15 protein-coding genes are annotated in these 16,320 nt (G+C 37.6%); 3 read left to right on the top strand and 12 right to left on the bottom strand.

Annotation, left to right across the window (positions count from 1 at the left end; genetic code table 11):
• Nucleotides 1–389: 389 nt before the first annotated feature.
• The 5 genes from K0B81_06780 to K0B81_06800 form a co-directional block, all read right to left on the bottom strand.
• Entirely contained in the window at nt 390–818 is a 429-nt protein-coding gene (locus tag K0B81_06780; GenBank protein MBW6516303.1) for a hypothetical protein, read from the bottom strand.
• Between the two features lie 53 nt (nt 819–871).
• The gene (locus K0B81_06785) at nt 872–2,773 is read right to left on the bottom strand and encodes an amino acid permease (GenBank protein MBW6516304.1); all 1,902 of its coding nucleotides are present in this window, start codon (nt 2,771–2,773) and stop codon (nt 872–874) included.
• A gap of 92 nt (nt 2,774–2,865) precedes the next feature.
• Nucleotides 2,866–3,351 carry an SRPBCC domain-containing protein gene (locus tag K0B81_06790; protein MBW6516305.1) on the bottom strand — a complete coding sequence of 162 codons (486 nt, stop codon included), beginning with the start codon at nt 3,349–3,351 and terminating at the stop codon, nt 2,866–2,868.
• A gap of 1 nt (nt 3,352) precedes the next feature.
• Nucleotides 3,353–4,237: a DMT family transporter gene (locus K0B81_06795; GenBank protein MBW6516306.1), complete on the bottom strand. Its 885-nt coding sequence runs from the start codon at nt 4,235–4,237 to the stop codon at nt 3,353–3,355.
• A gap of 40 nt (nt 4,238–4,277) precedes the next feature.
• Nucleotides 4,278–7,826: a VCBS repeat-containing protein gene (locus K0B81_06800; GenBank protein MBW6516307.1), complete on the bottom strand. Its 3,549-nt coding sequence runs from the start codon at nt 7,824–7,826 to the stop codon at nt 4,278–4,280.
• 675 nt (nt 7,827–8,501) lie between these two features.
• On the opposite strand from K0B81_06800, the gene K0B81_06805 reads away from it, so the two are divergent.
• The 3 genes from K0B81_06805 to K0B81_06815 all read left to right on the top strand — a co-directional run bounded on the left by K0B81_06805 (nt 8,502) and on the right by K0B81_06815 (nt 10,393).
• Nucleotides 8,502–9,152, top strand: a complete 651-nt coding sequence (locus tag K0B81_06805; protein ID MBW6516308.1) for a fumarylacetoacetate hydrolase family protein — start codon at nt 8,502–8,504, stop codon at nt 9,150–9,152.
• A gap of 95 nt (nt 9,153–9,247) precedes the next feature.
• Complete coding sequence (locus tag K0B81_06810; GenBank protein MBW6516309.1) at nt 9,248–9,583, top strand: ferritin-like domain-containing protein; 336 nt, start codon at nt 9,248–9,250, stop codon at nt 9,581–9,583.
• Between the two features lie 12 nt (nt 9,584–9,595).
• Nucleotides 9,596–10,393 carry a bacteriocin family protein gene (locus tag K0B81_06815; protein ID MBW6516310.1) on the top strand — a complete coding sequence of 266 codons (798 nt, stop codon included), beginning with the start codon at nt 9,596–9,598 and terminating at the stop codon, nt 10,391–10,393.
• A gap of 183 nt (nt 10,394–10,576) precedes the next feature.
• On the opposite strand, the gene K0B81_06820 is transcribed toward K0B81_06815, so the two are convergent.
• The 7 genes from K0B81_06820 to K0B81_06850 all read right to left on the bottom strand — a co-directional run bounded on the left by K0B81_06820 (nt 10,577) and on the right by K0B81_06850 (nt 16,303).
• Entirely contained in the window at nt 10,577–11,353 is a 777-nt protein-coding gene (locus tag K0B81_06820) for a DUF116 domain-containing protein (GenBank protein MBW6516311.1), read from the bottom strand.
• A gap of 46 nt (nt 11,354–11,399) precedes the next feature.
• Nucleotides 11,400–12,386, bottom strand: a complete 987-nt coding sequence (gene fmt / locus K0B81_06825; protein ID MBW6516312.1) for a methionyl-tRNA formyltransferase — start codon at nt 12,384–12,386, stop codon at nt 11,400–11,402.
• The gene (gene def, locus K0B81_06830) at nt 12,325–12,924 is read right to left on the bottom strand and encodes a peptide deformylase (protein ID MBW6516313.1); all 600 of its coding nucleotides are present in this window, start codon (nt 12,922–12,924) and stop codon (nt 12,325–12,327) included. The genes fmt and def overlap by 62 nt, the downstream gene beginning before the upstream one ends.
• Entirely contained in the window at nt 12,908–13,246 is a 339-nt protein-coding gene (gene yajC / locus K0B81_06835; protein ID MBW6516314.1) for a preprotein translocase subunit YajC, read from the bottom strand. The genes def and yajC overlap by 17 nt, the downstream gene beginning before the upstream one ends.
• Nucleotides 13,247–13,726: 480 nt before the next feature.
• Nucleotides 13,727–14,182, bottom strand: a complete 456-nt coding sequence (locus tag K0B81_06840) for a phosphatidylglycerophosphatase A (GenBank protein MBW6516315.1) — start codon at nt 14,180–14,182, stop codon at nt 13,727–13,729.
• Nucleotides 14,183–14,209: 27 nt separating this feature from the next.
• On the bottom strand, nt 14,210–15,466 hold the full coding sequence (locus K0B81_06845) for a peptidylprolyl isomerase (GenBank protein ID MBW6516316.1): 1,257 nt from the start codon (nt 15,464–15,466) through the stop codon (nt 14,210–14,212).
• A gap of 9 nt (nt 15,467–15,475) precedes the next feature.
• Nucleotides 15,476–16,303, bottom strand: coding sequence for a peptidyl-prolyl cis-trans isomerase (locus tag K0B81_06850; GenBank protein ID MBW6516317.1), 828 nt, complete (start codon nt 16,301–16,303; stop codon nt 15,476–15,478).
• Nucleotides 16,304–16,320 lie beyond the last annotated feature (17 nt).

The raw sequence follows: 16,320 nt of genomic DNA on the forward strand, positions 1-16,320 counted from the left end.
GTGGATGATGCTTGCTCTGCTCCCAATGGACATGTTATCCTTCCTCCGTTTTTTCTCATAACACAGGTAGCTGATCACATTTTTTCATCCGTTTAATCTTATTTTTCTGTCAAATCCGCGTTCAATTCAGATAAAAAAGACGGTTCGTGAACCGAGGAATTTTCATCTTTGTGGCTGCATACAAACTTAACTTAGTCAACCGCCCCAACAATACGTTTTTCCTTATCACCATTCCACTCTTTTATCCGTGTTCATCTTTTTTCATCTGTGTCCATTCGTGGTAAATACTTGCTCTGCTCCCAATGGACTTGCTTGTCACTCATGAACACTAATAACTACATAGCTAATAGCTAATCACTCTTTTTTCTTGCTTCACTCCTTGCAGATAATTATTCCAAATAATAACTCAGAACATGCCACTCGATTTCTTCTTCTATATGAAATTCCAGCAAGAGATATCCCCCTATATGCCCGTCTTCAAAAGGAGCAAGAACCCATTTATCATTTAACAAATAAATGTTATCATGATCATAAAAACCCATCGTTCCGCCTAAAACAGGATCAACCGGAATAACTTCCGGCTTGGAAGCAAGATCCTCTATTAGTTTTGCTTCCGGATCCTCCCAGCCGGTTTTTAACATAAGATTCTCAATATGTCTATCTGCCGGTAGATATTTGGTAATAGGTGTAGGATCAATCTTTTGCGTTATTCTTTTCTCAGCATGATACTGACCGATAAAAAAGCCGGCTAATGTGAAAATAACAATGACCAGCAAGTATGTTATATTGATTTTCGGTTTCTTCTTTATCTCATCCATTACTCCTCCCTCTGGTTAAACTCACAGTTAGTTCAACTGATTGTTTTCTTATACTAATTATCTTTTCGATTATCATACCCATTCGTAATAAGGGTATTCTTACTTATGTGAGTAAAGTATTTATCTCTATTACGGTTAGCAAGCAGTATTGCATCTCTCAAAGCATCTACACTATTAGCATGTAACCATTTTTTATTGAAAAGTGGGTCATTGGCTATTTGGGCTATTGCCGCCAAGGCACGTAGATGAAATGTTCTTTGATCTTTAGAACCAGCTATAACAAAAACTGTTGTTATTCTCGGATGTTGATCAGAAAATCTTATACCCTTCTTGCTTCGAGCTACAAGAATTGAAAATGTTTCTTCTCCCGGTACAATAATATGAGGAATAGCCAGATTCTCACCTATGACGGTCGTATATTCTCTTTCTCTCTTGATCAATGCTTTAAAAACTTCTTCTTCCGAAAGTTTTAAGTCTTTTTGTATCTCTGCGGCTGCTAAATGAAAAAACTGCTCGACTTGTAAATACTCATTAATATCGAGTACATGACAGGTTTTGATCAACTGGTCAAAATGGTCTTCACTAATTTGATCTCTTTCTCTGATAATTTCCTTTAACTCGGTTTCTAAAGTATAACTTGTAATTTCTTTCGATGATATCCTTTCTAATAAATAGAGGAGAGCATATTCTCTGCTACTCCTGATTCTTCCGTAAAACCAGTAAGTAAAGAACCCGATTAAAATGAGCAAAAACGTGATCAATATAGCAGATAATCCCATTTCAAATAAAAGAAAGATAAAGCCGATTATACCTATGATCTGAATATAGGGATAAAGAGGTGCCTTAAATACTGGTCGATAATTCTGTAATCTGCTCTCTCGCATAACTATCAAAGCTAAACAGGAGAGGATATTGGTTAAGATAACTGATGTTGATACAGCCCTGACTAAAATCTCCAGATCAAGCAGGAGAAAGACTATCAAGGCTATTGTCGTCAAAATGATTGATTTATATGGTGTTCTAAATCGAGTACTTATTCTACTGAGGAAATTAGGCATTAAGCCATCTCTGCTTAATGACATCGGATATCTGGATGCAGAAAGCAAACCACCATTGGCTGTTGATACAAAAGCTAATATCGCAGCAAAACTTAAAACTAACATCCCCCAATGACCCATTAAAGCATGCGCTCCGGCAGATATTGGTGTCAAATTCCCTGCTAATTGAGAGCCTGGAACAACTCCAACTGTCACAAAAACCATCAAAGTATATAAGATGCTAACAACTAAGAGTGATATTATCATCCCAAGGGGAATTACTTTATTGGGATTCTTTACTTCCTCAGCAACAGAACCAACATACAGCAAACCTCCATAGGCAGTGAACACAAATCCTGCCGTACTGAAAATACCATCGAAACCGAAGGGAGAAAAGGGGAGAAAATATTCAGAACTGACCTTGGGCAAGCCAACAATGATATAAAAAGCCATCAATGCCAATAGTGCTGATACTAGATATACTTGAAATCTGCCACTTTCTTTAACACCTATAATATTGATCATCATAAAGATAAGAGAAAGTATTATGGCAATAAACTTGATATCATAACCGGGAAGTACTAACGAAGTAAATGCTGCCATGCCGATCAAAGCAAAAGCACTTTTCAGGGATAAGGAAAACCAACTAAAGAGACCGGATATTGTCCCTACTGCAGGCCCAAAACCACGGGTAATAAAGAAATAATCTCCACCCGCTTTCGGCATCGCTGTTGCCATTTCAGCAATGCTCAACATACCTGTCATAGCCAACAAACCTGCTATAAAATAGGACAAAACAACTGCTGGTCCGGCATAATTATATGCCAATCCGGGAAGAATAAACAGTCCGGAACTGATCATTGCTCCAGTAGCAATACAGAAGACCTCAAAAAGTCCTAATTCCTTTTTTAATTGCATAAATACTCCGCTATCTGCTTATAATCCAACTAATTCGAAGATCAGGGATTTGTACAAAAAATATCAAACTATTTTGACCTGGCAATTTTTTTCTACCAAGAATTTTTACTATGCTCTGCTAAACACTCTGTTTTTAGCTTTTTGAAAGCGGATTCCCATGCTTTAAAAAACCAGCGACGACAATCTTCCCATTTTTCTGTATTTCTCCATCCTGTATGAATAAGATGTATCTCGGTTTGTGGTTTATCAGAAACTACAGGATTCTCTATGGCTGAAAAGAATACTATTACTTGGGTCAAGGGATCAACATTATTCATCAGGGTTTTATACTCGATAGGACCCTTCCATTCAAAAGCGATAAATTTTCCCAGTTCCAGACCATTAATCCGGCAACCAACAGTACTGTTATTCATTCTGTCCTTAACATCCCAGAAAAGCTCGTATTTTCCACCTATTCTCAATTCAATATTGGCATCTACCGCTAACCATGAACTGACCTCACGTTTCCCGCTAAACATGGTGAATGCTTTATTTACATCACAATCCAGTAACGTTTTAATATGGATAATTTCATTCATTCTATACCTCTATATATTTTTTCTTTTTTTGTTTAAGGGTAAATGTTGTGAACATTACTGCTCCAATAATGATCATACCACCTACTATAGTTCTGACTTCAGGTATTTCACTCAATATCAAAAAGGCAAATAAGATGCCATATACTGGCTCCAAACAGGCAATAATACTGGCCGTTTTCGCTTTGATGATCTTCAAGCCATATATGAAAAGGGTATGAGAAAGAGCTGTAAACACCACACCTAAAACTATTAACATTATAATATCATGAATCTTATTCACTTGCTGGAGTATTGATAATGAAAATGGCAAGAGTACTAAAAAAGCTATTAAGTTCTGATATAGTGCTACAGTACCAGCACGATAATATGAAACCATCTTGCGGTTCAGTAATGTTAAAAAAGCGAACAATAATCCTGAAAGAGAACCCCAAATCACGCCCTGCAATATATTATCCGTGAGTTCGAACCTTGGAATGAGTAATCTGATCCCTATAAAAGAAACCAATGCTAAAACAATGTACTTAATAGAGAACCTTTCTTTGAAGATTATCGGCTCCAAAAAAGCTACGTATACTGGAAAGGTTGAAAAGGAGAGCAACCCGATAGCCACAGTTGATATTTGAATCGCATGAAAGAAAGTTAGCCAGTGTATTCCCAACAATATACCTAAAATCAACATAAAAAAGTAGTGTGAAGCCTTCTTCTTTATAGTCATAAAATCTTTTTTAAGCAGGAGAAAGAGAAACAATGCTATGGAAGCAAAGAAGACTCTCCCGAGTACAATCAATATGGGTGAGAAAGTTAATAGTTTGCCAAACAATCCGGCTGTTCCGAAGAGCAGAACTGCAAGATTAATTGCCAGTAAACCTTTCCCTTTATCTGTCATTAGTTATCATGCCTATATCAATTAGTATTCGTCTCTTTTACTACTTTAATAGTATCATTTTTCTGATCAAATCTTCTTCTTGGGTTCTTAAGCGATAAAAGTATATGCCAGCCGGAACTTCTCTCTCTTTACTATCCTTTCCATTCCAGTTAATAGAGTATTCCCCTGCTCTAAGCTCTTCCGCCATCAGTGTTACGATATGTTGCCCTTTAACATTAAATAATTCAATCCTTACAAAACAGTCATTAGCCAGTGAAAAATCAATTTGGGTTTCGGGGTTGAATGGATTGGGATAATTCTGTTTTAGATGTGTCTTTGGAGCATTAGTCACTTCATCATCAACAGAAGTAAAGATTACTGTCTGGATATTAGATTGGAGAGATTCGTATTCACCGTAAAGTGCAGTAATATAATAATGAAAAACTCCATAATTAGGAAGAGTATCTATATAGAAAGTTTCTTGCGGTTCTGTGATCTCAACAAGTTCTATTCCATTACGATATACCTTGTATCCTGTCAGATATCTGAAATAATCTAAGAAACGGACTGGTTCAAATGCTTCTTGGCTTGATAGTATCTCTGTTCTGTTATTTCTTTGGTTCGCATTATAGGGGAGAGGTTGCAGAGTAATTATTTCCCCATTGGTATTATTGATTGCTAACCCTTGTATATTCCAGTTATAGTTAAGATTAGGATTCATGATAGACAAGCTCTCCCAACCTTCCAGATTTACCAGATCTCCTTTATTAACGACAGCAGGTCCGGCATCTCTACCTGCAGGATAACCGGTCTCTGTATCAATATGATAACCGATCCAAAGCTCTTGATTGACATTAATCAAAACAGGTTCTATTAATTCAATAACATTCCACTCCATCATGACCAGATCTGTTGTATTGATTGCCTGATCTACGATCAGATCTCCCGGATCATAAACATCTCCTACAATTGAACCATTGATCCAAACTCTCACAGAGTAATTACATTGAACTTGTCTGGGAACAAAAGAGATGAATTGGAGTAACTTACCGTCAAATGGTAGTAAATCTGCCGGTTCAAACCTTGCTGCTACTTCAAACTGGACAGGACTATTAGTTCCAATACCGCCTGAATTCATACCATTATCCCAGGAAAACCATTCTCCATCGAGATAAGAATACCATTGCAGATGAACTTCATCCCCTTCCAACTGATAAGTGAGATCACGAGGTGGATACAGAGCAGGTATAGCCGGTGCTATTGATACAGAATTTGAGGGAACTGATACTCCTCCACTATAGGCGGCTCTGATAAAATAATTATATAATACACCGTTGGTAACATTTGTATCGGTATATAACAGCTCCGAAGAAGAGACTGACCCAATTTGTACTCCGTTGCGATAAATATTATACCCTTCTAAGGCGCGTTGACGAAGATCGTTTGCAGTCGGCGCTTCCCAAAAGAGATCAACATATCCTGCTCCTGAATCTGCAGTCAGATTCTGTGGTGGTAAGAGATAGATAGTTACTGATTGAGGTTCGGAAGGGAGTGATTCATATAAACCACCGAACATATCTTCACCAAACAAAGCCGTAATATGGTAAGTATAATCTCCGTTATTTAATCCTTCATCAAGATAGCTCAATACAACGGAATCTTCAATTGTCATGATAAGAGCATTGTTGCGATAGATTCTGTAACCGCTGACTTCTTCCTGTCTGTTTCGGATGGACACCGGTTCTTGCCATGTCAAATCTACATTATCTATGTTCAGAACTTCTGCTTCGAAAATCTCAATTGTTGCTAAACTCTCAATTGTATTGAAAGACCATACTTCAGACCAGGCACTGGGAAAAACTCCGTTATTGGAATTTACTCTCCAGTAATAGGTTTGATTAAAATCGAGACTACTTATCCAGTTGTTTGTCAGAGCAAGATTGCTTGTATAGATAATATCATCAAAATCTGTGTCGGTAGCTACTTGAACCGTATAGTAAACAGCATTAGTTACTGCTTCCCATTGTAAATGAACATTGGTGGCTAGATCTTCACTCTCATCAGGTGGTAAAAAAAGCAACGGTGGGTCTGTGGGATCAGGAATATCGCCTATAGTAAATATCTGTTCAGTGCTAAAGAGAGAACCACTATAGATATGATCTATCGCCTGCACACTCCAATAATAAACACCATCTTCCAGATCATTGAGTTGAGCACTGTTAAAAGAATATTTTCCCAAGGCAGCTACTCTTCTGAATCCGGTATCTATGTGAGCCATCGGAGAAACTATATCATAACCATTTGAATTAGTGCCAACCCTTAAGTTATACGTCAGACCGTTTGCAGGGGTCGTTCCTCCTGTTGCCTGTTGCCAATTGAATTGCACTCCATCATCTGTCAAAGTAGTGAACAGACCTGTTGGAGCAGAAGCAGGTGTATTAACTGTCGGTATCATATTCTCATAGATGATGGCTAAATAGTTTTGTGAAGCAGCCCAACCAATGAGTAGAAAATCGAGTTTACCATCGTTATTATAATCTGCTGGTACTACAGTTGACCTTCGGGCATCAACAAAAGTCAAATTAGAATTAGTAAAGGTATCAGTTCCTGTTTGCAAAAAAAGTCTTGTCGTCCAAGCATTATCAATCTCGCCACTCACAACAAAATCGAGTAAACCGTTATTATTGAAATCTCCCCAAGCGACATAACCCTGTCTTGTTCCGACAATATCGGCATTGATATTGATAAAAGTTCCATCTCCGTTATTTTTATAAATAAGAGTATATTTCTCTTCGGAATTATCTGAACCGTTCATCAGAATATCTAAGTAGCCATCATTGTTATAATCACCTAATGAAATTGAGGAATAGCGTAATCCTATTAACGGTTGGGTAGATTCGGTAAATGTTCCGTCTCCATTATTCATATAAATATAGGCGACATAATTGAAAGAACCGATCCTACCGCTGATCACAATATCGAGCCATCCGTTGTTGTTCAGATCGCCACAAGCTACAGCTGAATGCGTTACCCCTATTATATCGACTCCCAGGTCTATAAAAGTAAAATCTCCATTATTGAGGTAGATCCGGGTAATCCCTTGTCCATCTTGCATCTGCCCGGCAACGAGTATATCCAATAAACCGTTTTTGTTAAAATCTCCCAACACCAGATCACCAAGATAAAGATCGGGTATACCACTGATCATTTCTGTGAATGTCTCATCTCCGTTATTCATATAAACTTTGAAATAGCTACTGCCGCCTAATCCTGTATAACCAAAGATTGCAATATCATTCCAACCATTGTTATTCAGATCACCAGCTACCGCTTTACTGACCCCTAAATCAAATAAACCCGCTTCCATATTACTGAACGTTCCGTCACCATTATTACGAAAAATTTCTGTATAGGGAAAATTCAGAGACCCTTCTCCGTAGGTATAACCAGTTAATAGAATATCAAGAAGACCATTATTGTTGAAATCACTCCAGACGGCATCTCCATAATACACTTCATGCAATCCGGCATCTACCGCTGTAAAGCTTAACTGTCCGTATAATGTGGAACACAATAATATGATGAGTACTGAAATGTATGTAGTTTTCATAAACACCTCCAATCACCTCCAATTATCAATTCTATTTTTATTGTGTCAATATCAAAAGTGATCAATGATCTTGTAGTTAAATACTCAGGATGACACTATATATTGTCACTTACAGGATATTACAGGCAAGATACCTGGTGATTGAATAGCCTTAACATTGTGTGTGAATAAAGGGCGACTACCGGTCGCTCCTAAAATGCATTATTCCGTTTGATCTTATTTTACCATAATATAGCTGTTCTATTCCTTCCTGCTATACCCCTTTGTTTTTTTCTGATGAATAATAACTCTTTTCCCTTGCTTGGCTCCGAAGATAGCTCCTGGAGCTTTGTAACGGGTACCATATAATAGCCTGCGACTTCAGTCTCAGGTATGGAGTTCCACTCCATTTGGGCGGCGGGTGGGTTTAGTTCATCTTAATCCAGACACTGAAGTGTCTGGCTATCCAATTTCATACCCCTAAGGGGCATTAAAAAAGGGCGACTACCGGTCGCTCCTAAAATGCATTATTCCGTTTGATCTTATTTTACCGTCAAATCCGCGTTCTATTCTCTTACTGCTATCCTCCCCATAGACTTACTTCTCCTCTCGTAAGTCTTTTCTCAGATCACTGATCACTAAAAATAAATTGCCTAATACAATAGAGTCTATTTTCTTAGTTAAAGGAGAAAAAATATGTACATTGAAGAGGATTTTGAGATTCGCAAGGTTTTTTGTCTGGGCATGAACTATGTTGATCATATTAATGAAATGAAGAGCGAAGTTCCAGATGAACCGGTATTTTTTCTAAAACCATCCACAGCTGTGATTCGGGATAAGGGAACTATTATTTTGCCACTGGCAAGTAATGATATTCATTATGAGGTCGAATTAGCAGTCTTGATTGGTAAACACGGAAAAAAGATACAGAAAAATTCTGCTTTTGATCACATAGCAGGATATGGCGTAGGAATTGATGTTACCTTGAGAGATATTCAATTAGCCGGAAAAGAAAAGGGTTATCCTTGGACATTGGCTAAAGGATTCGATACATCAGCACCTATATCTCGCTTTGTTCCCAAGGATTTGATACCTAATATATACCATGAAGAGATATCACTCTGGGTCAATGATGAGTTAAAACAACATAATAGCCCAGCTTCTATGGTCTTCCGGATTGATGAAATTATTGTTTACATTTCTAACTTTTTTTCATTAGAGAGGGGGGATGTTATCTTTACCGGCACTCCCAAAGGTGTTGGAAAACTTGAAGATGGAGATGTCGTCAAAGCATCTCTGGGTAAATTTGTCACTCTGGAATGCCAGGTAAGAAGAGATCTGCAGTAGATAATATCATCGCTAAGAAAAAACTGTTTAGCATTACTAAGATTATGTATTATATTATTTTAAGTAATCACTACATCTTATAGTAAGGAGGAATTATGAGTGCTTATCATGAGCCAGTTGATGAATTAACCAATAAAGACCGCGATTTTTCCAGAGCTTTAAATAGTCTGAAAGAGGAAATTGAAGCAGTTGATTGGTATCAGCAAAGAGTTGCCACAACTACTGATCCAGAATTACAGAAAATAGTTGCGCATAACCGTGATGAAGAGATTGAACACGCGGTTATGGTCTTGGAATGGCTGAGACGAAATATGCCTGGCTGGGATGAACAAATGAGAACTTATCTCTTTACCACTAAACCGGTTACGGAACTGGAAGATGAAGAAGGTGAGGGTGGAGATAAAGATCTGGGCATAGGAAAATTAAAATAAGTGAGGTGATCTATGAATAACTTAAGAAGAAATTTAGCACCGATAAGTGCAGAAGCTTGGGAGCAGATTGAAGATCAAGCAAAGGCAGGATTGATCAGTCTTCTTTCGGCTCGTAAAATAGTTGATGTTGAAGGTCCTAAAGGGTGGGACTTTGCCGGTATTCCAACGGGAAGAATGAAATTAGTCGAAACACCTAAAGACAAACAATTTTGTTATGGTATAAGAGAAACATTACCTATTGTTGAACCACGGATCAGTTTTTCTCTCAATATCTGGGAGTTAGATAATGCCACCAGAGGTGCTGAAGATATCGAGCTCGATAATTTGGTAGAGGCAGTAAAGAAAATTGCCTTCTTTGAAGAAAAAGCTCTTTATTACGGTTTGAAAGATGCTAAAATAGAAGGATTGTTAACGGCTAATAAAGAGTCTCTGACTTTCCCAAAAGAGCCTTCCAAGTGGTTGGCAGCAATTACAGAAGGTGTCTTAAAGATGAAAGATAATGCAATTGAAGGTCCTTATGCCCTTGTTTTACCACCTTCGGTCTGGAAAACTGTTAATTATTTCGCAGAGTGTTACCCACTCTTCCCACAGATTGAAGATGTACTGCAAGGTGAAATTATATTATCCAATTTTATAGATTCCGGTCTCTTGGTTTCTACACGTGGTGGAGATTTCAAAATGGTTCTGGGAACTGACTTTTCGATCGGCTATGAACATCATACCAATAAAGAGGTTACCCTCTTTTTGACCGAGTCATTCACTCTCCAGATTCTGGAACCGAAAGCTACAATGAAGATCCAGATCAAGTAAACTATTTGTTTAATAAATATCAAAGGGACGAACTTTTGTTCGTCCCTTTTTGTCTGTAACATAGACTTTAGTCAGTCTAAAAAATAAGGGTGACCACCGGTCGCCCCTACTTTTTTATCTATTAATCTTATTTTTCAGTTTTATCCGCGTTCCATAACTTCTTGCTCTTCTTCCGCTGGGGCATCATAATCTTTTCTCCGTGTTCTCTGTGTCTCCGTGGTTAATAAATGCTTGCTTTACTCCCAACGGACTTGCTTCACCATCTTTTACCAGACAGAGACTCTTCAGGGCAGTTTCGATAGCTTCAATAGCAACTGAAGTATTAACACAAGGACCAAAAGGTCGTTCATTCAAAACGCCATACACCGGTATGGGAAAGACATCGAGTAATCCATCAACCAGATCCCTCTCACAGGCAACGGCTATAATAAACTTAGGGCGATGTTTGATGATTATCCTCCGCGCTAAAGAACCACCGGTAGCTATGGCTATATGAACACCTGTTTCACGGGCTATTTTCTTCAGATTGGTGATTTTACATCTTCCACAATCTTGACAGTTATTGATATCGATTGTCACCCTGATCAGACAATCGGTATTTTGTAGACAATGCGGAAGCAATATTAATATCTCATGTGGTTGATATTTTTTGGTTAGTACTTTAACAAAGGTATTGTTAACATGTACAAACGACTCTCTTATCTTATCTTTCGGTATTCCGATCATTCTGCCGAGTATTATTGTAGCAGGAAAGACAAATATGATAGATAATCTAACTGCAGTACGGGCGATCAGAAAATTCTTTTCAAGATATGATGTCAACAAAACGAGAAGTATACCTACAACAATTATAGAGTAAAAAACTCTCAGAGTACTAAGTACTGAAAGGGCTAGAAAAGTACTTATTTCATGGAGTCTGGGAGAAATAAACCACCAGAGCAAGGTTGTGATCATCATCATTAGTATTAAACTAACAGTTGCTAAAATCAAAAAGAGGTTCTTTCTTTTATGATCGATCACGAATTCCACTTACAAAGTTCTCCCCAATCTCAATTCTTGCTCCTATATGATACTCAAAGCCACTCATTATTCTCTTGCCGGCTGGTTGCACTTTGGTCAAGAGAATTTTTTGGTCTCTACAACAGACTACGATACCTTCGTTTTTTAATATTGCAGAAACTTTTCCGGGCAATAGATCTGCTCTCTCTTGTAGTATCTTAGTTGCCAAGATCTTCATCTTGTTTCCGCGAAATGTTGTCATTGCTCCAGGTTCTTCAGCTAATCCACGTATCTTGTTATGAATATCTGTTGCCTTTTCATTCCAATCCAGATAGAGATCATCTTTCTGTAATTTATAACAATACGTTGCTTCTTCATCGTTTTGCGGAATTGCTATGATCTCATGCTTCTCTAATTTCTGCAAAACATCTATCAGCTCATCTGCTCCGATCTCTGCAAGTTTGGCTGATAATGAACTGTAATTGTCTTCCTTCTCAATAGTAACTATCTTCTGTTGCAGAATCGGACCACTATCCATCTTAAGTGTCATTTTGGTAATGGTCACTCCGGTCTCTTTCTCTCCTTCAAAGAGAGCATGGTTGATCGGTGTAGCTCCTCTGTATTTGGGTAAGAGTGAAGGGTGAATATTAAGGCAGCCGAAAGAGGGAAGATCAAGGATCTTCTTAGTAAGAAATCCACCGTAAGCTACTGTAATTATCACATCGGGGTTGATCTCTATGAGCTTTCGAATTACATCTTCTTCTTTTATCTTTTCCGGTTGAATTACCTTAATCCCAAGTTGTTCAGCTGTTTGCTTAACTGGCGTGGGAACAAGTTTAAGCTTTCTTCCCTGTGGTTTATCCGGTTGTGTAATTACTAAGAGTGGTTTATAATTGGTTTCTGATAGTTTAAGCAGTGTTGGAACAGAAAAATCAGGAGTTCCGATGAACACTGTTTTGTTTATCGATGAAATATTTGTCAAGATTGACTCCATTCTCGTCTTTTGTCTGTTCCAGAGCTTTCAATTTCCATTTCAGCGATAATAATTTCAGTTTTGAAATTCGATCTATAAAGAGAACCCCATCTATATGATCAAATTCATGCTGGATCGTTCTGGCATAAAAACCTTCCGCTTCATATCTTTTGAGTTCTCCGTTAAGATCCATAGCTTCCAAAACGATCTTTTCAGCTCTTTTAACTTCTGCAAAGATCTCCGGTAGACTGAGACACCCTTCATCATCCACTTCGACCCCCGACATTGAGATGATCCTGGGATTAATAAATATCTGAGGGTTTTTCTGATTGGTCCGTGACCACTCAGGATCAATTACAAATATGCGTAAATTTTTTCCCACCTGTGGAGCTGCCAGACCTACTCCATCCTTTTCATACATCGTGACGATCATATCTGCTACGAATTTCTTAATATCTTCGTCTACCTGCTCGACAGATTCTGACTTTTGCCGCAGAATAGGATCACCGTAGATTCTAACAGCTAAAACTTTACCTGGATAATTATTCAACTGGTTCATTAGTTATAGTTGGTTCCTGCCATATGCCGGCAATAGCAACTCTTCTTACTTCTATCTTAGTATTATTGGTGTCATCGATCTTTAAAATTACGGTATCTTTCTCTTTCCTGAAATTGGTTATCTTACCGATAATACCTCCGGAAGTTATCACGACATCGTTGATCTTCAAATCATCTAAAAGTCTTTGGTGATCTTTCTGTCTCTTCTGTTGAGGTCTAATTATCAAAAAGTAGAGAATTAAGATCAGAAATACGAAGGGTAAAAAACTTATGAACGGATTAGGTTGTGCTTCAGTTCCTGCTTGTAATAAAACGTAATACATATTTGACTCCTTGGTTATTAAATTTTGACTTTTACCAGAATGATAGATAAAAGCTTATGTCAAGCTCTAATTAGTTTGTCATCAAAAACCTCTGGAAGCAGAGCATGTATAGTCCATAGATTAACACAGATTAAAAAATGATAGACACAGATAAAAGAGTGGAAAGGTGATAAGGTGATAAGGAAAACGTATTGTTGGGGCGGTTGACTTCGTCGAGCTCGGAAGCAGCCACGGAGAAGTGATTTCCTCGGTTCAAGAACCGCCCTTTTTTGAGGAATAGAATACTGGTTTAAAGGAAAAAAAGGGATTAAAAACAATTAAAAGGACTTATAGGTAGTCATTATACCCTGATAGAAATTGTTATTCTTACTTAGCCTCTATCTCCTAAAATCTAACACCTAATTTTCCCCTTCTTGCTATAATTCCGCTGGAGCATCCGTGTAATCATTTTTTAATCTGTGTAAATCAGTGGAGAGTTTTTTATCGCAACAGAAAATACCCGATCTGTACTATCAGATTAGCATAGATCCCAGCCATCACATCATCAGCCACTACACCCCAGCCAGATTTCCATTTTTGCAGTTTATTTATCGGTGCTGGCTTCAGAATATCGAATAATCTGAAGAGAATAAAGGCAGCAATACCGATAGCAAGAGATTTCGGTAGAAATAAAACGGCATAAAAATATCCTAAAAACTCATCGAGGACTATTCTCTTATCATCACGTTTCATACCCTTTTCTGCTTCACTGACCACCGCTACAACAGGTATAGTCAATAATAGGGGAAACATCCAGAAACAGGGCAACTCGATAAATGTTTTCGGTAGTAACAGATAAACAGCGAAGGCAACAATAGTACCGGCAGTACCCGGTGCGACAGGAAAATACCCTGTATAAAAGAGAGTAGAGATTAGTTTACTGATATACCTAAACAATATTTTTTACCTGTCAGTAACTATTTTTTAATTATAAAAGATCTCAACGTAGGAATTATCTCGTAAATTTTTGATCCATCTATCAAAATGCTCTATTTGTTTATGAGTATGCAGAAATTCTCTTAGCTCTTCTCTGATCTCATCTAACTGATAAACCCTTTGAGGTATTATTCTTACTTTAGTAAAGACAAAGAGGTTGTTTCCCTCCCTGATAATATCAGTATATTCACCTATCTCCAAACTGTTGATGTAACTATTGAACATCTCAGGAAATTCATTATCGGGAAACTCTCCAATTATTCCACCCTGTTCTGCTGTATCATCATCAGAATATGTGGTAGCGAGTTCTTGAAAGTCAGCTCCATCCCTTAAACTAACAAGCAAATCCTCCATTGTTGTCATTATCTGGGTTATATCTTCATCGGTCGGTTCAATCATTTTCAATATATGTCTTACTCTGATATCCTCTTCATCTCTCTCTTCCATTTTTATGATATGATATCCGAATTGTGTTTCAACTACCCGGCTGATCTCTCCCGGTTTAAGAGCAAAGGCGACATCTTCAAATTCTTTGATCATTGTTCCCGGTCCGAAAAATCCCAAATCTCCTCTTCTTTCTGCACTTGGACAATCACTGTATTCTTTAGCCAGAGCACCAAAATCTTCACCTTCTCTTAGTCTATCATAAATACGATTAATTTCGGCTAAAACCCTCTTTTTGGTTCTCTCACTCGCTATTATCTCTTTTCTTATCAAACCTAACTCAATCATCTCCAGTCTCAAAGGAAGCTCTTCTATATTATCATAATAGTATTCTTCTACCTCTGCTTCTGTTATATGGACACGATCGGTTATCTCGTTCTGGATTATCATCTCCCGCAGTCTTTGTTCTCTGATCATCTGATCATAATAATCCCTTAAGTCGGACAATGACATACCAGCTTTCTGTAATTCAGCACGTAATAATGTCTCAGAACCGATTCTTGATATTTGATTATTGATCTGCGTATCTATCATTTGACGGATCCTGTATTCATCGAGACGATAGTTTTTATCTTTCGCTGTCTGCAAGATCAATCTTGATTCTACCATTTCGTTGATCATATCCAGCTCTGTCATCTCCTGTTCCAGTAAACCAAGTTGTTCCATTTGTTGCATCTGTCGCACAAGATCACTCCTTAAGATCACTTCCCGCCCTACTTTAGCTACTATCTGATCTACTAACTCTTCGGCTATCAACATGGTTGAGACCATTATAAGTATAATTAGTACTAAATATTTCATTAATATCCTCTATCTATCGTATTTTTTATATATTATCTCTGCTTTATACATTAACTCATTAAGATCATTATTTACTATTTCTCGTCGCTTCTCATTAAGAAATTCTATTCTTACTGAATCAACTACTTCAGTGAAGGGACGATCTATTAACCTTGTTCTTTTATCGGTATAACGTACCAGATAAATTCCGTTACTAACAGGAACTCGGGCAAAGCGATGTTGAGCTAACCCACTAATACTTCTCCAAATAGCAGGTTCCATCTCTTCTGAAGTCTGATATCCTATAAAACCATCGTTATTTCGTACCCCTTCTTGAGAGTAAGCTCTTGCTGCTGATGCAAAAGTAATTTCTGCATTATTTAACATCACTGTTACCGAATCAGCCATCATAGGTTCAGTCAAAAATATCCTCTGGATCCTGTATTCTTCTCTTTCATCTATATAACGGCTTCTATGCATTTGATAATAATTGAACAGATCTGTCTCTGTCGGATTAAATTCATGAATTATCTTTGCTAAATAGGCGTTTGCCAAAACTTTTTTCTGGGCTAATTTAACTCTTTCTCTAATTATTGGTTGCTTGAGCAGATCTGTTGCTTCTTGTGCGAGTATAGTTAATTTAATCAAATCGTCGATCTTTTCCCTTAATTCTGCCTCCGATATCTGACTTAAATCATCAATTTCGGCAAACTCCAGCAGTGCCTCTCTGGTTATCAATTCATTATTTACAATAGCAATAACATTATTTGTATCTTCTGGTCTTTCTTTAGCACATGATAAGAGCAAAAGGAATACTACTATCAATGATATGTTCATAAATAATGTCTTTTTTCGCATAGAAGTCATCTCTTTTT

Source organism: Candidatus Cloacimonadota bacterium (assembly GCA_019429305.1).
Taxonomy (GTDB): domain Bacteria; phylum Cloacimonadota; class Cloacimonadia; order Cloacimonadales; family JAJBBL01; genus JAHYIR01.